This is a genomic window from Sphingobium sp. CFD-1 (genome assembly GCF_024611115.1).
In the GTDB taxonomy this organism is placed as follows: Bacteria; Pseudomonadota; Alphaproteobacteria; order Sphingomonadales; family Sphingomonadaceae; genus Sphingobium; species Sphingobium baderi_A.
The window spans coordinates 1105019-1125685 of the sequence record NZ_CP084398.1 but is presented as its reverse complement, the minus strand read 5'-3'; the positions used below and the strand labels follow the sequence as shown (position 1 = coordinate 1125685).

The window sequence follows — 20667 nt, the reverse complement described above, 5'->3', positions numbered from 1 at the left end:
GTTCTTCGCCTAGCTATAATCGTGAAAGTCCGGTTCAAAACCGGCGGATAGCCTGCATCGACCAACTCAGATCTTTCGCATCACGCACCCGCCCCCGCTTCCGCAAGCGACTTGCCCGCAATGTAACCCAAAACCATGGCCGGACCCACATTGCAGCCATGCGCCGGCGACTTGCCACGCCAGATCGAATTGGCATCCAGACCGGCGGCATATAGTCCTTCAACCGGATCGCCATTCGCATCGGTGACGCGACACCGGTTATCGATCCGCAGACCCACGGTGGTTGAGCCATCTCCAGGATGAATTTTCACGGCATAATAGGGCCCCTTGCCCAGCGGACCGAAACACGGATTTGGTGAGTGTTTGGGATCGCCAATTTCCTGATCGATCAAGGTATCGCCCTTCCCGAAATCGGCGTCCTTCCCCGTCTCAGCCATTTGATTGACGCGTGCGACGGTCTGCTCAAGCCCATTGGGATCGACCCCGATTTTGTGAGCGAGTTCGCTCAGCGTGGCCCCTTCAATGACATATCCGGCATGAAGCAGCTTCTTCAGGTTCGGCGCGCCGGGATAGACCATGCCCAGCCCATATTTCTTCACGCCAGCAGCATCGTTGATAATGTAGGCGGGCACTGAGCCCGTCTCGTGCATGGCCTCGACGAAATGCACCGATGCCTCGTTGCCGAACCGCTCACCCTTTGCGTTGACGGCGATGCAGCCCGGCTTCGACATGTCCATCAGGTGCGCGTAGCGGGCAAGATACCCATCCTCCCGCCGCAAGGTCGACACCACCGACCATACGGCGTTGATGAGGTTCTCACCATCAAGCGAGGCGCCCGCCTCCAGGCCCATGTTCATGCCATCGCCGACATTTTCGTAAGGCAAGATCGAGACATGTTGGTCCGCATAGGGGATATAGGCTTTACGCAGCTGCTCATTCGCCGAAAACCCTCCGGACGCCAAGACGACGCCGAACCGCGCCTCATGCGTCTCTGTCCCGCCGTTGGCCGACACCCGCACGCCGGAAATGCGCCGCCCTTCGGTCAACAGCCCTTCGACGGCGGCGCTCTTCCGCAATGTCACGCCCGCATCCAGCGCGGATTTCAGCAGCGCGGCCACAAGCGCATTACCCATCGTCAGGCGCGTGCCCCGCTTATATCCCCGAAGCTTGTCCGTGCCGAACCGCGCGGCGAGCTTGCCAAAATGCCAGAGCGCCTTCGGCTTGGGCATCTGCGCGAGATAGGGCAGGTCGAACATGTCGATCATGAAGCCACCCGGCGCGTTGAACTCTTCCCGGCCTGGACGGAGCTGCGGGAAATAAGCCCCCAACTTCTTTCCATCATATTCGCGGGGGCTGAGAACCCGGCCATAATGTCTGGCGCCGGGTATCTCGGGATACCAGTCGCTGCTGGGCAACGACATCAGAAAGACGACCTCGCTGTTTGCCGCCAACCAGGATACCATTTCAGGGCCGTTATCCAGATAAGCGTCAATCAACTCCGCGCGCGCGCTTTCGCCTATCACTTTGAGGATGTAGTCGCGTGCGATGGCAGGGGAATCCGCGAGACCTTCGGCCTGGGCCTGGGGACTGCCTGGAATCCAGATACCCCCGCCCGACACCGCAGTCGTGCCGCCAAAATGCTCCCCTTTTTCAAGGACAAGCACCTTCAGGCCCGCCTTGGCTGCGCGAACCGCAGCCGTCAAGCCACCCGCTCCTGATCCGACCACGATGACATCCCACTGCATCTTCCGCTCCTAGTCCTGACTATGGCGCGTCGGCGCCCCTGTGGTAATTTACTATCCGCTGACGCTTATGCGCCTGAGCGATCAAACTTCGCGCTTTGTCAATGAATCGCGCACGCTGCCTGATCTATCACTTCATCCTTGGATCAACGCTTGGCCGCTGCCACAAGACGATGCAGGCCCGCGCCATAGAATGTGAGCTTTTCCATATTGAGATGGCGGTATGGCGACATCGGACAGAGGGAATCAACCACCGACCAGAACGGTTCCAGTTGTTCGAGCACCTGATCCACACTGCCACACGCGACGAACGCCTTGACCATTTCGTCCGGGACATGGTGCATCACGGCAAGCGAATTGCTCTGATCGCCCTGCTGGCACAGCTTTGCTTCCTTCAGGAATCCACGCGCTGCGAAGAAGGGTTCATATTCCTTGATGCCCGCATAACCGGCAACTGTCGGGCGCGCATCATCGACCGCTGCTTGCTCGTCGTCGTTCACGGCGACCCAAGGCCATGCATTGATTTCGACAGCGGAGCGTTCCCGGCCAAATTCTGCGAGTTTGGCGGCAATGCGCGGGCCTTGCTCGACGGTATAGTCCACCGACCAGAGAGAGTGGACGATCAACCCGTCCGCGATTTCCAAGGCAGTGTCCGTCAGACGCTCACGCAGCGCCGCAACCCATATCGGAAGATTTTCCCGCACGGGCGGCGCCGTCAGCATCAGTTCCTGAAAATCAGCACTATAATATGCGCCCCGATACGGCGACAGGCCCTTGTGAGCATTGCCGATGACATGCCTGACAGCGGCCACCGTATCGCGCATGTGGGTTATCAGCTTGTAATCCGGCACACCGTAAGAACCGACGTTGACGGACGAAACGCCCGTGCCCAGCCCCAGGATGAAGCGGCCCTGGCTGATGCGATCCATGTCCATTGCAATCATCGCCGTTTCAAAGGGGCTCCGGGAAGCCGCTACCGCGACGCCCGTGGCTACCTTCAAGCGTGATGTCGCCGCCGCCGCAACCGACAGACTCGGCCATGGCGGCCCATAAATCTGCAACGCAGTCGCGCCTTCGAAGCCGATGTCCTCCATGCGTTTCGTCATATCGCTGAGCATCGGCGCTGGCATCATGGGAATAACGCCCCAATATTTGCGTTCGCCGCCCGCGGCATTGGTAGCTGGCATATGTCCCTCGGCGTTCTCGTATCTGTCAGGGAGGCGGGCGGGCACCCGTTGGGAGCGCGACGCGCTCTGTCAGTTCGCGGGCTCGGCGGCGGCCATGGCGGCCAGCATGTCAGCCACATAGGGCGTATGATGCACGATGCCGCCGTCGACGGAAAGGATCTGGCCGGTGATGAAGTTCGATGCGTCGGAAGCGAAGAACACCACCGCGCCCGCAATATCCTCAGGCCGGCTGAAGCGCGGCAGCAGCACATGGCGCTGTATCGTGTCGATCTGGGCTTCTCCCATCATCTCACGGGCCAGCGGAGAGAGGACCAGGCCCGGCGTGATGGCGTTGCAGCGGATATTGTAGCGGCCGAACTGAACCGCCGTGTTCTTCGTCAGGGCGTTCACCGCCGCTTTCGACGATGAATAAGCGGGATTGAAGATGTCTCCCGTCAACGCCACGCCGGTCGACGTGTTGATGATCGATCCGCCGCCGCCCGCGATCATGTGCGGCGCGGCATGCTTGATCATCAGCATGGTGCCGCGCGTGTTGATCTTGAACGCCTGGTCCCAGACCGCCGCGTCCATCTGGTCGAGCCGCATGTCGGCGCCCATCTGTTCCAGGCGCGTGTCGGCGGCATTGTTGTGCAACACGTCAATCTTTCCGAAACGGGCCATGGTGGCGTCGATGACCGCCTGAATGCTGTCCTCTTCGGCAAGGTCAAGGGACTGTGCGAACGCTGCGCCGCCGGCAGAGGCGATCTCCCCGGCCACGCGCTCGGCACCGGCGATATTGATATCGGCAAGCACGACCGAAGCGCCCGCTTCAGCCAGCGCCCGCGCGCATGCTTCGCCGATATTCGCGCCCGATCCCGTTACGATCGCAACCTTGCCTGTCAATTGACCCATATTTCTCCGCTCCATCCATCATGTCGAGACGATATTTCCACCCCGCTTCGCATGCCGGTCATTTCGATGCACGATAAATAATTAGACTCTGGTTTAGGCCGCGAAATCTTTGAGCTTATGGCAAATTCGCCATGAATCCCCACGGCGTCGGCGGACCTTTCAAGCTGGACGGCCAGCCGGTTCATGACGGATCGGCTCATGGTCCAGAGCATCGGTCCGCCGATCGGCTTTGTCAGCGGCGCGCTATGAAAATTTCTGTGATATCGCCCAAATATACGATCTCGCCCTTCATAAGCCCGGTCTCCCGGTCAAATGGTTGCGACTGCATGGCTTGAGAAGTGCTTTGATAGGGCAAGGCCGGATCAATTCGCATATTCGGCAAATTGAAAGCCGCGCCGGGAAGCACGCTGGTAAGATCGGATTCGATGACGACGCCCCAATCCGCGCAGGCAATACGCATATTTTCCAATACGCCTCCCGGATAATAGCCCGCGTCATAAAGTGACGCGTACATCTCCCTTGCCGCTTCGGTTGTGTTGACAACCGCCGTATGCAGAGATCCGCCATGGAACTGATAGACGGGATCTTTGACGAGAGTTGCCATGGTCGCATCGACATCGCCGATAATTTCCGACCACCAATGATCCCGCAAAACGGTCAGCATATGTTTATGCCAGGGATCGATCGCATCGTGGATGAACTTGTCGTAACGCTCCCTCGTCGCGACAGTGCGTTCAGCGAGGCAACGTTCTTTCACCTGGGCTAGATAGTCCATCGCCAATCCCTTCGCTGCACCAGATTTCCTCTGCTTCCGATTTCAACGCAACCTATAGCTCATCCGGCCGAGCGGTAGGATCTGCGTCGAAAGCCGCACTATTTTCAGCGAAATATGGCATATGGGCCGTGATGCCGCCATCGACCTGAATGATCTGGCCCGTCACAAAACGTGCATCGTCGGACACCAGCCACGCGACGGCAGCGGCGATGTCGTCCGGTTCTCCCAGATAGGGCGTCAGCTTGTGGGTCTGTATCCGCTTCAATTGCGCCGGCGGCACCGTCTGCTGCGCGCCATGGGTCAAGATCATGCCGGGAGAAACCACGTTGCAGCGTATCCCCTGCTTGCCATATTGCGTTGCAGCATAAACAGTGAGGCAATTGATCGCCGATTTGGACGCAGCATAGGCTGGCCCGTAAAAGTCGCCCCGAAGGGCTGCGCCGGAACTGGTATTGACAATCGAGCCTTGCTTCCTGGCGAGCATCGCTGGCAGGGCATGCTTGATCATAAGCATGGTTCCTCGCGTATTGACGTCGAATGCCCGGTCCCAGATGGCGGCATCCATATTGGCCAGATCCATATCGCCCGCCATCTGCTCAACGCGAGTGTCTGCCGCATTATTATGGACAAAATCCAGCTGACCGTGACGCGCGGCAACCTCTTTATAAAGAGCCCGGATGCTATCTTCTTCCGCCAGGTCGAGCGCAATGGCCGACGCCTGCCCTCCGTTCGCGACAATCGACGCAGCGACATTGCTGGCCGCTTCGAAAGCGATATCCGCGAGTATCACCGTCGCCCCCTCCGACGCCAAACGCCGCGCTGTGGCTTCCCCGATATCCTTGCCCGAGCCGGTTACGATTCCCACGCGATTTTTCAGTCTGAGCATGTTCACTCCTTCTCCGGTCATCTGTCTCAAGGCAATCTGCATATTCAAGCCAGAACGCGCGTGCTGGATTATCCCCGGCCATTCCCTTCTTAATTCCGCGCTCGCGCACGGCGTCAATAATCAGGTAGCCGCTTTGGATTTGAGATAGTCCTGCATGTCCGGGACATGGGCGTGATGCGCCATCGTGCCGCCGTCGATGGTGATGATTTCGCCGTTGATATATTCGGATTCGTCGGCAACCAGAAAAGTCGCCAATGCCGCGATATCTTTGGGCGCTCCCAGCTTGCCGAGGGGCGTCTGCCGCTTGACCAGCGGCATCATGTCGCCGCCAATATCCAGTGAGAGCGGGGTGATAACCGGACCGGGGCAGATTGCATTGGCGCGAATGCCCTGGTGGCCGTGGTGCGTGGCGACATATTTGGTGAGCGCGATCATCCCGGCCTTCGAAACACCATAGGCGACGCGGGTGACGTCGGCGGCAAGTCCCGCGCCCGAAGCTGTGTTCAGGATGGTTCCGCCACCATTTTCCGCCATGTGTGGAATTGCGTGACGGCAACATAACATCGTACCGGTCAGGTTGACGTGAAGCGTATTGCTCCAGATGTCCATGGGGACATTGACGACGTCGGTGTCGAGGTTCATCGACGCCGGGTTGGTCAGCGCGGCATTGTTGAACAGGATGTCGATCCGGCCGAAATGCCTGATCGCCGCCGCCATGCCTTCCCGAACCGAGGCTTCATCGCCAATATCGACGCCGAGGCCGAGCGCTTCCGGACCAAGCCGATCCGCAGCCTTCCTCGCTGCATCCCCGAACAGGTCGGCAACAATGACTTTGGCACCTTCCGCGATGAAGCGTTCAGCGCACGCCATGCCTATGCCGCCTGCGCCGCCGGTGATGAAGGCGATTTTATTCCCAAGCCGTTTCAACGATGCTCTCCTGCAATTGAGACCTTATTCGGTTCTCCTGACCCGGTTTCTAGGTGCAGACCGGTTTTGTACGCGAACATTATAATTCACCGCTCGGTCAGGACAGGATTAAAGGCCAGGAGGTCGGAGCAAGGACGGCCTTCGGCGAGGCTTCATCAGCGCCATAGTGACCCGTTTTCGCCAGCTTCCCGTCAAACGAAATCCTTCTATACCTCCGCTATCTCAAGGCCATCCAGAAGCAAACCGATGGTGTCTCCCGCCGCCGCGAAGGCTGCCGCAGGATCCTGGCGACTGGTCGCCCATGCGGCGGCATTGGCGACGGCACCGGCAATGACATTGGCAAGGGCGGCTGCATCCGTGCGCCGGATGGCCCCTTCCTTCATGAGCCCTTCCAGAACATCGACCATCTGTGCCGTGCAAAGCCGCATGCGAGGGCGCCCTGCAAAGTTCGGGATGACGGCCGGGGCATCGTTCAGGACGATCCGCTGGATATCGGGCGCAACCATTGCCTGAAGATAAGCGCGGCAACCGGCGCGAAAGCCCGGCCACCCCCCTCCAGCTTCCTCGGTCGCGCGCTCGACGGCTTCATCGAGCGCATCGTCCATCTCAGCCACGACCGCCTCGAACAGGCCGAGCTTGCTGCCGAAATGATGGTAGAGAGCGCCACGCGTCAGACCCGCCGCCGCGCAGAGATCCTCCAACGGCACGCCGGAGAAGCCATGGCGGCCAAACGCATCGCGCGCCATAGCGATTAACGACGCGCGGGTCTCAAACGTCATCTGCGGACGGGTGCGTGTGCTCATCTCGCGCGTCTGCCTGTTTTTTGCCTGCCTGTCATCCATTCGCCTGCGAAAGCGGCTTGATCATCGTGAAATACATACATACAGTCTGTATGTTAATATGACAAATCGAGGATGTCCATGAGTTCCGACCCGATGCTCGCACCGCTGTTCCGCCCGATGACCCTGCGCGGGCTCACCCTGTCCAATCGTTTGGCCATGGCGCCGATGACGCGCAGTTTTTCACCAGCCAATGCCCCTGACGCGGCGGTCGTTGAATATTACCGCAAGCGCGCGGAGGGGGGCACGGGATTAATCGTCACGGAAGGCATCGGCGTCGACCAGCCTGCCGCGATCGGCGCGGGTAGCGGGACCGAAACTCATATTCCGCTGCTCCATGGAGAAGCTGCTCTCGATGGGTGGCGCAAAGTCACCGATGCGGTCCATAAGGCGGGCGGCAAGATCTTTCCGCAACTCTGGCATCAGGGCGTTTTCCGTATCGATGGCACCGGCCCCTATCCCGATGCGCCGTCGCTCCGGCCTTCAGGGCTTTGGGGTCCAGACGGCGGCTTCTCGACAGTGACGCGCGACTATATCGCCCGCGTGATCGAGCCCACCCGCCCCATGACCGAGGAAGAGATCGCCGACGTCGTCCATGGTTTCGCGCGAAGCGCCAAGAACGCAAGAGACGTCGGGTTTGATGGCATCGCGATCCACGGCGCCAGCGGCTATCTGGTCGACAGCTTCTTCTGGTCGGAGACCAACCGCCGCACCGACCGCTATGGCGGCGACATGGCCGCGCGCGCGACCTTCGGCGCGGAAATCGTGCGCGCGGTGCGCGAGGCGGTGGGAGAGGACATGCCGATCCTTTTCCGGTTCGGCCAATGGAAGCAGCAGGATTTCAATGCGCGGATTGCCGAAACTCCCGACGAACTCGGCGTGCTGCTGCGCGCGCTGGCGGAAGCTGGCGTAGATATGTTCGATGCCAGCACGCTCTATTTCAGCGCGCCGGCCTTCACAGGATCGGACCTGCCGCTAGCCGCCTGGGCCAAGAAATTGAGCGGGAAGCCTTCCATGGCGGTCGGCGGCGTGGGCCTGTCGGAAAACCTGTTCGCCTCCTTCGAGACGGGCGGCGCCGCAGTCGAGAATAATTTCTACGACGTGGCCACGCGGATCGAGCGCGGGGAATTCGACATGATCGCGCTTGGCCGTGCGCTGATTGCCGACTGGGAATGGCCGAAAAAGGTCGCCAAAGGGGAAGCCACAATGCCCTATTCGCGCGCAATGCTCGATACGCTCCAATAAAAGCGCCTTGCTTCGCTGACATTGTTAGGGCCGGTCAACTAACGCTAGCCTTCGGCTCGCTCCGTCATCTGAATGTCGACCGGCCCCAGTTGGAAGCTACATGCGAGCCGGATGGTTCTAACTGCGAGGGCCATCGTCCCGATTGCATCTGCCAATACAGAATGACCGGAACGAAACGCAGGTAACGCGATTTCAGCCGCGAGATTTCTCCAGCCGCACTCAACTACGCCCGATTCATGCCCGCGCGCGCCCTTTCGCCGCCGGATCGCTTGGCTCGACCGGGAGGAGGAGGCGTTGCGGTCCGTCAGGATTTCGATGCGGCGAAAGTATGATCTGATGCGCGTTTGCGCCACGACTATCGACCCCATTGTTCTTCGCGCCGCATGGTTATGTGAAGAACATATGGGAGTTTGGGATGAACAGGCTGGAAGAAAAAGTCGCTATCGTCACGGGCGGGGCCGGCGGTATCGGGTCGGCGACGGCCCATCGACTGGCACGCGAAGGCGCAAGGGTCGTAGTCGCAGACATAGCCCAGGAAGCCGCCGCTGCGGTGGCGTCGCAGATCGGCGATGCAGCCGCGGCCAGAAGGTTCGACGCGCAGGATGAAGCATCGATCGAGGCGCTGGTGGACTTTGCAATCTCACGTTTCGGCAGGCTCGACATATTGCACAACAACGCCGCCTATGTTGGCGCCGACCTCGCCCATGACACGCGGGTGACCGATATACCGCTGGACCTGTGGCGGACCACTTTCCGCATCAATCTCGACGCCTATTTTCTCGCATGCCGCTTTGCCATTCCGCACATGGTGCGGGGCGGCGGTGGATCGATCATCAACACGTCGTCGGGATCGGCATTCGTGGGAGACATCGCCCGCGTCGCTTATGGTTCGTCCAAGGGCGCTATCGTCAGCATGACCCGTTACATCGCCACGCAGCATGCGCGGGACAACATAAGATGCAATGCAATCGCGCCCGGACTGATCTTAACCCAGGCATTCGCCAATTCCGGCCAGACCGACCTGTCACCGTTCATGAAGCAGATCCTGTCGCCACGCGTGGGGGAACCCGATGATATCGCTGCGGCTGTAGCCTATCTGGCGTCGGACGATGCCGCCTATGTCACCGGCACGGTGCTCCACGTCGATGGCGGGTTGTCCGCCCATCAACCCTATGTGGCCGATTTCGAGGCGATGATGGCTGCGGCCGAATAATCCCCCGCCGGCCACGCGCGCTCAACGCGGCTCGTTGACACCCATGGCGTGGCGGGCAGCGAGATAGCCGAAGGTCATAGCCGGCCCGATGGTCGCGCCACCGCCGGGATAGGAGCGGCCCATGGCCGAAGCGGTGATGTTTCCCGTGGCATAGAGATTCCCTATTGGGCGGCCTTCCGTATCCAACACGTTCGCATTGCCATCCGTCACCAACCCGCCATTGGTGCCGATGTCACCCGGATAGATAGCCAACGCATAGAAAGGCGCCTTCACAAGCGGTAGCAGGTTGGGATTTCCGGTTATCTTGGGATCGCCATATATGCGATTGTACAGGCTTTCGCCCCGCTGGAAATCGGGATCCCTGCCCTGTCTCGCATTGTCGTTGAAACGGGTGATGGTGGCTTGCAGGCGATCACGGTCAACACCGATCCTGTCCGCCATTTCACCCCAATCGTCCGCGACGAACACCAGATCTCGAACCGCGCGTGAATGCATCCACAAGGGCATCATCGGCAGGACCGGCCCCATGGGATACCGCCATTTGAACCCGGCATCGAACAGGATGTAGGACGGCGACGTGCCAGCACCGGGCCGGTCATTCTCAACCATCGCCCTGCCTGCAAGATGGTAGTCGACAGCCTCATTGAAATAGCGGTCGCCCGCCTGATTGACGATGATCGACCCGGGCAGGGCGCGTTCGAAGAAAAGCGGGCGGGACCGGCTCTCTCCCCTGACGTGCACCGCTGGCGCCCACCAAGCCGAATCCAGGCGGTCCGTCGCCGCGCCGACGGACATTGCGAGTTCGAGCGCGTCACCCCGATTGTTCGATTGCGATCCGCTCCAGTCGGGGTTGGGCGATTGCGGCAGATAGCGCGCACGCAGCGCCGCATTCCGCTCAAAGCCTCCTGCCGCCAGCACCAAGCCCTTATGGACATGAATGGCGCTCTTGCGGCCATGGCGTTCGACAACGGCCCCGACAACTTGAGCACCGTCGCGGATGATCTCGACAAGTGCCGTTTCCCTGCGGATATTGATCCCCCGCCGGTCGATGGACAGCTTCAACCGCCCGATCAACGCGTTGCCGCCGGTGAGATATCGCGAACGCTTCGATCTGAGCCGTTGACCTATATCGGAATAATAACGCCAGAGCGTCCTCGCCATGGCGCCGATCCAGCCGGGCTTACGCGTCACAAGCATCGAGGCGTCTATGGTGTTCCACACGAAACGGCCGAAAAGCATGTTCGACGGATGCGGCGGTTCCAGATATTCAAGATCCTTACCCAGTTTCCGGCCATCCATGGGGACGACGTCATGACTGCGCCAGCCGGAACGAGCGCCCGGCGCTTCCGGCTGATAGTCGGGATAGGGAATAGAGACATATTCAACATCGCTATGATGGCTCATATACGACAGCATCTCGCGCCCGTTTTCAACAAAAGCGCGGATCAGAATGTCATCGCTTTCGTCGCCGGCAATCGCCTTTATGTAGCGCACAGCATCTACCGGATCGTCCTGCTGTCCGGCAGCTTCGGCCAGATGACTGTCCGGAACCCACAAGACCGCGCCCGAAGTAGCTGATGTTCCGCCGAAGTTGCGACCCTTTTCGATGAGGATCACTCGCGCATGCAAGTCGGCGGCGGCCACCGCAGCCGTCAATCCCCCCGCGCCCGATCCTACGATCAGAACATCGCATTCCTCATCCCACGTCCGTTCAGGCATGTCCTCTCCCCTGCCGGCTTGTCGATAAAGGGTCTGCTACCGTCCCGAACGCTCTGTCAATTCCGGCGAAAATGGCTCTCCGCTACTCCAACATGCGGCGCCGAAACAGGATGCGACCATAGCAGCGCGGTGACGAAGTCGGTTTTCAGCCGGGTCTGTCAGCGCCTTCAGGGGTAAAAACGATGAGGAGCATGGCCCTTTCTCCGTCGAACTCGGCGACGAGGGCGATGACGAGCGCAACATCGGTCTGAACTACGAACAAGAATGCCTTGGATGCGCCCCTGGCGCCCCTCGGAGTGCCGCAACCGAACAGGGCGCGCATGAGAATGCCAAGATTGAACCCGGCGACGTGGATCAAATAACGCTTGTGAACATTCTCGCGCCCGCGCAGCCACGCGCGGCGCATGCCGCCGCGATCCAGGACGTGGGCAAAGCTACGCTCGACCATCTCACCACGCTTGCGCATCGCCTTGCGTCCGACGGCGGATTTCAGGCGAGACCGATTGGCGTAGACGGCCTTCTGGGCAGCCTCGTCGCCGTGCCAGCGCAGATATCCATTCGGCGGTGCCGGCTCGGCGATGCGCGTCTTCCAGATGTCGCCGTCGAGACCCTTGAGGAGCTCGCGCGAATGATAGCCTTTATCGGTCACAAGATCGCAGGGATCCCCGGACGTCGGCGCCAGGCCAATGTCGGCGAGGTTGCGTGCTGCCGTCTCCAGCGTGGCGTCGAGCGTTGTCGTGTCGCCCTTGTCGGCCGGGTGGATCGGCGCTGCCACGATAACACCCGTGTCGAGATCGACCGCGTGTTCGGGCTTGTAGGCCAGACGCGTCGAGCCGTTCTTCATCCGCGCGACCTTCGCGTCGGGATCGGTCTTGCTCGCCCAGTCCGCATTCGACAGCTTCTTGCCCTTGCGTTTGCGATCGAGCCGGACAAGGTCGTCGATCGTCGGCGTGTCGATGCCGCTCTCTTGCGCCATGCGCACCAGCATCTCGCGGTAGGTCTCGCCATTGTCACGCCGCACGATGGTACGCAGCGCGGCGTTCGCCTCCATGGTCGAGCCATCGACGCCGATCCGCTCGCCTTTCACCAGATCGTGCCCGGCGACGAGGGCCAGTACCCAGCCGAAGATCTGGTCATGTACCTCGTGCGGCAGGCGGCTCCGCGTCTTCGACAACCAGCTATGATCAGGGACCTTGTCGCGGCTCGACAGTCGCAGGAACTCCCGCAGCGACAGCGAATCCGAACAGCGCCAGACAATCCCGCGTTCGCTGTCGATGCCCTCGAAATAGCCGATCAGCAGCATGCGGAAATAGCGGCCCGGCGGCAGCGACGGGGCTCCCATCCGCGGCGCATAATAGGGCTTGCACGTCTTCTCGACAAAGCCATCGAAGCCCGCCTCGGCCAGCAGCTTCTGGAGCTTGTCGTAGAAAACATGCCCCGGTGAACGCGGTATCTCCGCCCACGTCACGATCAAATCGGACTGGACCTCGCTATCACGCCCCATCGCCATCGCCGCTAACCCGCCAGACAATCCCACTGCCGCACTGAATCAGCCACCGCCGACTTCGTCAACGGCCTGATAGAAAAGCCTGAAATCAGGGACTTTCACAATAAATCCCCAGCGTTCGCTTCAGGGTTTCAGATGCCCCTCTTCTCAACAATAGCCGATTGGCCAACATCTTGTCCGAAGAGCAATACTCGGGAAACTTGTCGCGAGCGGCTTTGCCGGACAGCATAGTCACGGAAAATATAATTGGCGGCGAGGTGAGATGTTGCTGCCGTCAATCAACATTGCCGATGATCTGGAATGCTCCCGTTCCCGGACAAATTCTATTGTCCGGCAATTGTGAAGTAAAAAAAACGTCCAGCGTCGGCGGGAGAGCATGATGAGCCTGCAGTTCGTCTATGAACCGCTGAAGATAAAGGGCGTGGAGGTTCGCAATCGGATTTCCCGTTCCGCTCACGGCACCAACCTGACTGATTACGGTCGGATCACCGATCAGTTGATCGATTATCATGTGGCGCGAGCCAAGGGCGGCGTCGGCCTTACTTTCCTGGAAGCAGCCACAGTGCATCCCAGCTCTGTCCTCAGCCTCGCCAATTTGGACGATACCATTATCGACGGATACCGACGGTTGATGAAAGCCATCAAGCCGCATGGCATGCGCGTCTTTCAACAAATATGGCATGGCGGACATATTTATCCGGTGCTGGATCAATCCCCGCCATGGGGTGTTTCGGCAGTGCCCAACCCCGCGACCGGCATCGTCCCCAATCCCATGGGCCTTGCCGAGATCGAAGAGGTCATCCAGCATTTCGCCAATGCCGCCCGCCGATGCGTGGAGGGCGGGATAGAGGGCATCGAGGTTCACGCCTCGCACGGCTACCTCATCATGCAGTTCCTCAATCCGCTGGTGAACAAGCGAACCGACCAATATGGCGGATCGCTGGAAAACCGGATGCGCTTCCTGCGCGAAGTCCTGTTGGCAGTGCGCGCACAGGTGCCGGATGACTATCCTGTGGGCATACGCATGGGCGCCAGCACCGGCAAAGGCGGGCTCGACGAAGACGAACTGGCGCTGGTTGTCCAGACGCTTCAGGCCGAAAAGCTGATCGACTTCCTGGACCTGAGCTGGAGCGATTATTTCAACTTCAAGTTTGTGGCGGCGATGGATCAGCCCGTTGGCTATCAATTGTCCTCCAGCGAGAAGATCGCGGCGGCCGCACGGGGCATTCCCCGGTTCATGATCGGCCGGTTCCGCACTCTGGACGAGGCCGAGCAACTTCTACGCGACGGTGTAACCGATATGGTACATATGACCCGCGCCCACATCGCCGATCCCGACATCATCCGTAAGACGCAAGCCGGGAAGCCCGAGCAGGTGCGATCCTGCATCGGATGCAATCAGGCATGCTGGCAGGGCGTAAACCTGGGATACCCGCTGGCTTGCACGATCAACCCGGCGGCTGGCCGCGAAGGCGATCTGGCGGAGGATCTGATCCGCCCCGCCGACAATCCCGGCAAGGTGGTGGTCATTGGCGGCGGTCCCGCTGGCATGGAGGCCGCGCGTGTCGCCGCGCTGCGCGGACATCGGGTTACATTGTTCGAGGCAGGGCCTGATCTGGGTGGTCAGGTGGCGGTGGCGAAGCGAGCTCCGCGCCTGCACGTCATAGGTGATATCGCGTTCTGGCTGGAGCAGGAGATATTCCGCCTGGGCGTGGACGTTCGCACCAGCACCTATGCCGAGGTGGAGGATGTTCTTGAGGAAAATCCTGACTTCGTCGTCATCGCCTGCGGCTCCATCCCTCGGCACAACGGCATCCAATATGCATATCCGGCCGAGCCGGTGCCTGGGTTTGACCAGCCCCATGTCTTGTCGCCGATAGACTTGCTGACCGCTACGCCAGCCAAATTGGGAAAGAGCGCGGTCGTGTTCGACGATGTCGGCCATTATGAAGCGGTGGCAGCCGCCGAATTTCTTCTTTCAAAGGGATTGCGCGTCACGTTCGTCACGCGGTTCGCCAGCGTTGCGCCGCAGTTGGATCATGTGACCCGCGTCGACCCCGCATTCCGCCGGTTCGCCGAAGAGGGCGACTTCCGCCTGCTGATACGCAGCAGGATCGATCATATCGGTATCGATACCTGCATCGTCAGGACTCTCTATCGAGGAGATTCCGAGGAGGTCGCTGCCGACACCGTGGTGTTCATCAACGCCAAGGAACCCATGCGGGCCGTTTACGACGATCTGAGAGAACGGGGATTTGGCAAGGACAGGATGGTGATCGTTGGCGACGCGCGCGCGCCGCGCGATCTGCATCTGGCCATTTCCGAAGGACATAGGTTGGTGCGCGCCATGGTGTGATCGAGCCATGCGCCAGGCCTTTCGATCGAGACGACGACAAAAATAATCTGCGGCAATCAGGCAGGAAACATGGAAGGGGATATCATGCAATATCCGAAGATCGCAAAGCTAATGATGGCCGGCGTTGCCGGCATGACTTTGCTGACCCAGGCTGGCGAGGCGTTGGCGCAAGACAGCGGCGCAGCCGATGATAGGAACGCTGCGGCAGCTGACATGGATATCGTCGTCACTGCGCGCCGCCGCGAGGAGAATATCCAGACTGTCCCGGTCGCCGTGACCGCTTTTGGCAGCGAGGCGCTAGTCCAGAAGAATATACAGGCCACCACCGACCTGCAGCGGATCGTCCCGGGAGTCATTTTCGTAGGGGCTGGGTCGGCGGCGAACACCACCTTTTCCATTCGCGGCCAGGGCAAAGACGTTGCCGGACCGGGCCTGCCATCGGTCATCAGCTATTTCAACGAAGTGCCGCTGCCTTCCTGGGGCGCGGTGCTGCCCGCGTTCGACGTGGCGTCAGTACAGGTGCTCAAGGGTCCGCAGGGAACGCTGTTCGGGCGCAATACCACGGGCGGCGCGGTGCTGGTCTATTCCAAGCCAGCCGTCGACAAGTTCGAGGGCTATGTGCAGGGCACGGCGGGAGATTATTTCTGGCATTCCCTTCAGGGCGCCATAAACCTGCCGATTGCGGACGGCATCGCGCTTCGCGTCGCGGGGGACTTTCAGAAGCGGGACGGATACCAGAAGGACATCGGTGTTGCGGGCGACGGATCGAACCTCAATTCCCGGGCATTCCGCGTCACGCTGAAGATCGAGCCCAGCCCAACTTTCAGCAACGTTACAGTGTTCGACTATTATTGGCAGCACACCAATGGAGACGGCTATGTTTCGGTCGGCGATGCCGGCCCCAATGCCGCCTATCGCTTCTTCCCGGCATTCAACTGCGGCGTGTCGGCTGCGTGCGACGTTGACCTGGCCAATGCGGAGCAGCGGAGATTGGGCTTCCACGTTACCAATTCGAACATCCCGGGATACGACCGCACGCGCCTGTGGGGAATATCCAATACGACGACGCTCGACCTGGGGGCCGTCACGATCAAGAACATCTTTGGTTATCGCGACACAAAGGTGGATCAACAATTCAGCACCGATGGCTTGCCGCTTTTCCTGCTGGACACACGCGGTTTTCGCTATGATCGCCAGATCAGCAATGAATTGCAGTTCATCGGCGACCTGATGGACGGAAAGCTGCAGTGGCTGGTGGGTGGCTTTTTCCTCGATCTGAAGCCCACGGGCCCCGATGCCTTCGCGATCGACGCATTCGACGCGGCCGGCGACCCGGATAGTAATCCGTTCGGGCAGATTTCGAACAACCTGTTCAAAGATCGCAGCTATGCGCTGTTCGGCAATCTCAATTTCGAGATCATGGATGGGTTGCGTCTCAACGCCGGCTATCGCCACACCTGGGACAAGGAAAGCGTTTGCGCGGTCAACACCAGGCCGTTCTTCGGCGATCCCATTCAGTCCACTTCCGAATGCGAGGCCACGGCAGGATCATTCTCGGATTCGGTGAAGTTCAAGGCATCGACCTATACGCTGGGCGCCGACTATCAGGTGTCGAGCGACATCTTTACCTATGTTACCGTCCGCCGCGGCTATCGCGCGGGTGGCATCAACACGCCACGGCTCGCCGGGACATTGACGCCGTTCCAATATTTTGGACCGCAAAAGGTCAATGATGTCGAGATCGGCCTCAAGACCCAGTGGGAGAAAGGGGAGATGCGCGGGCGGCTCAATGTCGCCGCGTTCCGCGGTATTTTCAGTCACCTCCAACGGCAGATTGCGGGCCTTCCGCCAGATTTCGACGGCGACGGCGATCCTGCTACTGATCCCGCCAACACGTCCCTCAACATCAACGGCGGCAAGGCGAAGGTGCAAGGCGTGGAAGTCGATGGCATTCTCCAGCCGGTTGAGCCGCTGATCCTGAGTTTTGGAGCTTCCTATCTCGACGCGAAATATACCAGCCTGGAGACTCCGCCAGTCTTCGCGGCCCAGGCTGGCGGCTCGGCCATATATGAGAGAGCGCCAAAATGGAGCTACACGCTGTCAGGCAGCTATCGGTTGCCGGTTGATGCGGCAGGCGCGGATGTAACGCTACGGAGCGATTATTACTGGATAGGCAGCTATTTCGCGGGCATCGCCAAAGTGCCAAGCTATGGCGTGCTCAACGGCAGCGTCGAATTTTCCAACATCGGCAATACGGCGTTGAGCGCAACGCTGTTCGTGACCAACATCCTCGACAAAGTGTATCTACGCAACAGCAACCTGATTGGCACCAGTCCGGGCAATTTCAGCTTTTCGACGGGGGAGCCACGGATATATGGCCTGCGGGTTCGATACGACTTTGGCGGCTAGCACAAACGACGCGGCGGGATGGGTTCCATCCCGCCGCATTCGTTCCACAACGAACGAGCCCCTGCCCCACGCCAACGCACAGAGATGTAGGGACAGACGCCCACTGCTCTGGCCGGAAGTCAGCACGCAGTTCCACGATCGGCAGCAACGACAGATCGTCTGCAAGCATCAGACGATTTCGGGACGGGGGCGCGTCGTGCGTTTTTCGATGAGCTTTTTATAATGAGCCCCCTGAATGACGCGGTGAACGTAGATTCCGGGCGTGTGAATGTGGTCGGGATCGAGAGCGCCGAGCGGTACGATTTCCTCGACCTCCGCGATAGTATGGGTGGCGGCGGTCGCCATGACAGGGTTGAAGTTGCGGGCCGTCTTGCGGAACAGGAGGTTTCCCGCTGGATCGGCCTTCCACGCCTTGATGATGGCAAGGTCCGCACGAAGCCAGGTTTCGCGGATATAATCCCGCCCTTCGAAGGTTTCGACCGGTTTTCCCTCCGCCACGACCGTGCCCACCCCCGTGGCGGTATAGAAGGCCGGGATGCCGGCGCCTCCCGCCCGGATACGTTCCGCCAGCGTCCCCTGCGGATTGAGTTCCAGTTCCAGCTTGCCCTGCAAATACAGCGCCTCGAACAGCTTGTTCTCGCCAACATAGGAACTGATCATCTTGCGGATCTGGCCGTTTGCCAGCAGCAGCCACAATCCGAAGCCCTCCGCGCCGCAATTATTGGAAATGACGGTCAAATCCTTGACACCGTTTGCCTTTATCGCGGGAATCAGATTTTCTGGATTGCCCGACAAACCGAAACCGCCGGACATGATGGTCATGCCATCGAACAGCAACCCGGCAAGCGCGGCATCCGGTGAGGCGAAAAGCTTGTCAACCATGCTTGCGGCTGATCTCAATGCCCGCGCCGATCGGCAAGAGGACGCTGTCCATATCGCCCCGCGCTCTGACGGCGCGGCGGTAGGCGGCCGCATTGTCGGCATTTTCGGGTGGGAACAGCATATTGTCGGCCACGATGATGGCTCCGGCTGCCAGTTTGCCGCCAAGACGGTCGAGGCAGGGAATATAGAGGTCCTTCCACAGGTCGATCAGGACCAGATCAAACGGCCCGGTAAGCGCGTGGATGGATGCGAGGGCATCGCCCGCGATGAAATCGACCCGGTTCGCCAGTCCCACTTCGGCGAGCGTTTCCCGCGCCGCCGCGATCTTGCCAGCGTGCAGTTCAAGCGACGTGACGCAGCCGTCTACGGCCCGGGCGGCATCGGCCAGCCAGAGTGTCGAATAGCCATAGGATGCGCCCACCTCCAGGATGGATTTCAGTCCGCCCTGCCGGATCAGATCATGTATCAGCCGCCCCGTTTCCGGGCCGATCGGCAACAGGAATTCATCGACGCGGGCATACGCTTCTTCACGCGGAATTCGTGCCTGCTCCCGCTGTTCCCGCGCCCACCTCTCCTCCATCGTATCGAGAGCAGCCCGTACGGCTGGATCGACGATCATTTCGTGTCCCAGCGCAGATGGACGGCATCAGGCCCCCGAAACTGCAGCCCATGGAGGCGAGGCGCGGGCCGATCAGGATCAAAGCGCAGATTGGGCAGGTTCAACAGCATATCGGCGGCTACCTCCACTTCCGTCCGCGCAACGGGCATGCCGATGCACATGTGAAGGCCGTAGCCGAAGCCCAGATTGGCCTGCTGCGACCTGTCGAGATCGAAACTATCCGCATCCGCGAACATTGCCTCGTCGCGGTTGGCCGACCCCATAACGAGCGACACCGCCGATCCGGCAGGAATAGTGACTCCGCCTATGTCCAAGTCACGCAATGCCCGGCGCGCCAGAAAGCCGGCCACCGGCTCCAACCGCATGGATTCCGTCAGCGCACGCGGAAGCAGCGAACGATCCCTACGCACCCGCGCCAGCAGCCGTTCGTCCTGCAACAGGTGAACCATGAGATTAGCCAATGTCCGCGTCGTGGTTTCCGCCGCGGCGGGGAGCAGCATCCGCACGATTCCGGCGATCTGGCCATCGTCGAGCCTTTCTCCATCCACTTCGGTTCGGATCAGCCGGTCGATAAGCTCCTCGCCGGATGCTCCGGCCCGGCGGCGCGCGGCGACGACTCCACGAACATGTTCGTCGAGCAGGTCGGCCGCCTCGAACGCGCGTGCCATGGACGCCTTGGCCTTTTCGGGGTCGATCTGTGGGCCGTTCAGGATTTGCAAAGCCCAATCGGCGAACTGGGTGACGGAGGCAGGATCGTCCGGAAAACCCAGGATCGCATAGATGGCAAGGATCGGAAACGGCATGGCCAGATCGGACATAAGCTCTGCGCGACCACGCGCGCGCCATTGGCCGCCATATTCCCGTTCGACGAGCGGCGCGATGACATGGGTCCTCCAGCGGCGTGTCACGTCCGGTGCGAAACAGGGCTGCAACAGGCGTCGCAACAATCGGTGGGACTCACCGTTGCGCGCGCTCAGAAACATTTCTCCCAAGAAAGTGCCCAGGCCGTCCTTGAGCAGGTCGGTCGACCATGCCTTGTCATCGCGCAAAACCGCAGCAACATCCGCGTGCCGAAACAGCGTGAATACCGGCCGTCCCGTATTGGCATAATCAGCCTGGGACGGAATGCCATAAAGGGCAAGAATATCGCCTTTCATGACCGGCGTGGTCCGGCGAAGTTGCGCGTAGAGACTGTGAGGATCGGCCAGATCGTCGGTGGCATAAGTCGCGCTGACCGAGTGGAAAGCGGACTCGGTCACCGAAGAAGTATCGATCGAACGAGGCTCTATTGTGTGTGTCACGATCGGCTGGACCATTCCCGCTTCAGAGAGAACAGGGATGCGACCGCCATGCCTGCCGGGTCAATCGGCGAATCTTGCCTTGCCCGGACATGGTTGTCCCGCAAAGGACATGGTCAGCGGGAAACGTCGTGGCCGATCCGGACAGCCCCTGTCCGACGCCGGGTGCAGC

16 protein-coding genes are annotated in these 20667 nt (G+C 60.3%); 4 read left to right on the top strand and 12 right to left on the bottom strand.

Annotation, left to right across the window (positions count from 1 at the left end):
• Positions 1–80: 80 nt before the first annotated feature.
• From LDB26_RS05730 to LDB26_RS05700, 7 genes are all read right to left on the bottom strand, one after another.
• A complete protein-coding gene (locus tag LDB26_RS05730; RefSeq protein ID WP_257540949.1) occupies positions 81–1745 on the bottom strand; it encodes an FAD-dependent oxidoreductase in 1665 nt (554 codons plus the stop codon).
• A gap of 143 nt (positions 1746–1888) precedes the next feature.
• Positions 1889–2929, bottom strand: a complete 1041-nt coding sequence (locus LDB26_RS05725) for an LLM class flavin-dependent oxidoreductase (protein ID WP_257540947.1) — start codon at positions 2927–2929, stop codon at positions 1889–1891.
• Between the two features lie 69 nt (positions 2930–2998).
• Positions 2999–3820 carry an SDR family NAD(P)-dependent oxidoreductase gene (locus LDB26_RS05720; protein WP_257540945.1) on the bottom strand — a complete coding sequence of 274 codons (822 nt, stop codon included), beginning with the start codon at positions 3818–3820 and terminating at the stop codon, positions 2999–3001.
• Positions 3821–4052: 232 nt separating this feature from the next.
• Positions 4053–4595 (bottom strand): hypothetical protein, encoded by a 543-nt coding sequence (locus tag LDB26_RS05715; RefSeq protein WP_257540943.1) that lies wholly within the window; start codon positions 4593–4595, stop codon positions 4053–4055.
• A 52-nt stretch (positions 4596–4647) separates the two neighbouring features.
• Positions 4648–5598 carry an SDR family NAD(P)-dependent oxidoreductase gene (locus LDB26_RS05710; protein WP_257540941.1) on the bottom strand — a complete coding sequence of 317 codons (951 nt, stop codon included), beginning with the start codon at positions 5596–5598 and terminating at the stop codon, positions 4648–4650.
• A gap of 3 nt (positions 5599–5601) precedes the next feature.
• Complete coding sequence (locus tag LDB26_RS05705; protein ID WP_257540939.1) at positions 5602–6408, bottom strand: SDR family NAD(P)-dependent oxidoreductase; 807 nt, start codon at positions 6406–6408, stop codon at positions 5602–5604.
• A 206-nt stretch (positions 6409–6614) separates the two neighbouring features.
• Positions 6615–7211: a TetR/AcrR family transcriptional regulator gene (locus LDB26_RS05700; RefSeq protein ID WP_257540936.1), complete on the bottom strand. Its 597-nt coding sequence runs from the start codon at positions 7209–7211 to the stop codon at positions 6615–6617.
• A gap of 111 nt (positions 7212–7322) precedes the next feature.
• On the opposite strand from LDB26_RS05700, the gene LDB26_RS05695 reads away from it, so the two are divergent.
• Both LDB26_RS05695 and LDB26_RS05690 read left to right on the top strand, forming a co-directional pair.
• On the top strand, positions 7323–8492 hold the full coding sequence (locus tag LDB26_RS05695; protein WP_257540934.1) for an NADH:flavin oxidoreductase: 1170 nt from the start codon (positions 7323–7325) through the stop codon (positions 8490–8492).
• Between the two features lie 415 nt (positions 8493–8907).
• A complete protein-coding gene (locus LDB26_RS05690) occupies positions 8908–9705 on the top strand; it encodes an SDR family NAD(P)-dependent oxidoreductase (protein WP_062068699.1) in 798 nt (265 codons plus the stop codon).
• A gap of 21 nt (positions 9706–9726) precedes the next feature.
• Here LDB26_RS05690 and LDB26_RS05685 read toward each other — a convergent pair whose 3' ends face one another.
• Positions 9727–11424, bottom strand: coding sequence for an FAD-dependent oxidoreductase (locus LDB26_RS05685; RefSeq protein ID WP_257540932.1), 1698 nt, complete (start codon positions 11422–11424; stop codon positions 9727–9729).
• 145 nt (positions 11425–11569) lie between these two features.
• On the bottom strand, positions 11570–12928 hold the full coding sequence (locus tag LDB26_RS05680) for a transposase (RefSeq protein WP_197672717.1): 1359 nt from the start codon (positions 12926–12928) through the stop codon (positions 11570–11572).
• 379 nt (positions 12929–13307) lie between these two features.
• Here LDB26_RS05680 and LDB26_RS05675 point away from each other — a divergent pair, with 379 nt between their 5' ends.
• Both LDB26_RS05675 and LDB26_RS05670 read left to right on the top strand, forming a co-directional pair.
• Positions 13308–15287, top strand: coding sequence for an FAD-dependent oxidoreductase (locus tag LDB26_RS05675; protein ID WP_257540930.1), 1980 nt, complete (start codon positions 13308–13310; stop codon positions 15285–15287).
• A gap of 84 nt (positions 15288–15371) precedes the next feature.
• Complete coding sequence (locus LDB26_RS05670) at positions 15372–17696, top strand: TonB-dependent receptor (protein WP_257540928.1); 2325 nt, start codon at positions 15372–15374, stop codon at positions 17694–17696.
• A gap of 168 nt (positions 17697–17864) precedes the next feature.
• On the opposite strand, the gene LDB26_RS05665 is transcribed toward LDB26_RS05670, so the two are convergent.
• The 3 genes from LDB26_RS05665 to LDB26_RS05655 are packed head-to-tail and all read right to left on the bottom strand — an operon-like array spanning position 17865 to position 20456.
• Entirely contained in the window at positions 17865–18578 is a 714-nt protein-coding gene (locus LDB26_RS05665; protein ID WP_062064689.1) for a CoA transferase subunit A, read from the bottom strand.
• On the bottom strand, positions 18571–19197 hold the full coding sequence (locus LDB26_RS05660) for an O-methyltransferase (RefSeq protein ID WP_257540926.1): 627 nt from the start codon (positions 19195–19197) through the stop codon (positions 18571–18573). The genes LDB26_RS05665 and LDB26_RS05660 overlap by 8 nt, the downstream gene beginning before the upstream one ends.
• On the bottom strand, positions 19194–20456 hold the full coding sequence (locus tag LDB26_RS05655; protein WP_257540924.1) for a cytochrome P450: 1263 nt from the start codon (positions 20454–20456) through the stop codon (positions 19194–19196). Before LDB26_RS05655 ends, LDB26_RS05660 begins: the two co-directional genes overlap by 4 nt.
• Positions 20457–20667 lie beyond the last annotated feature (211 nt).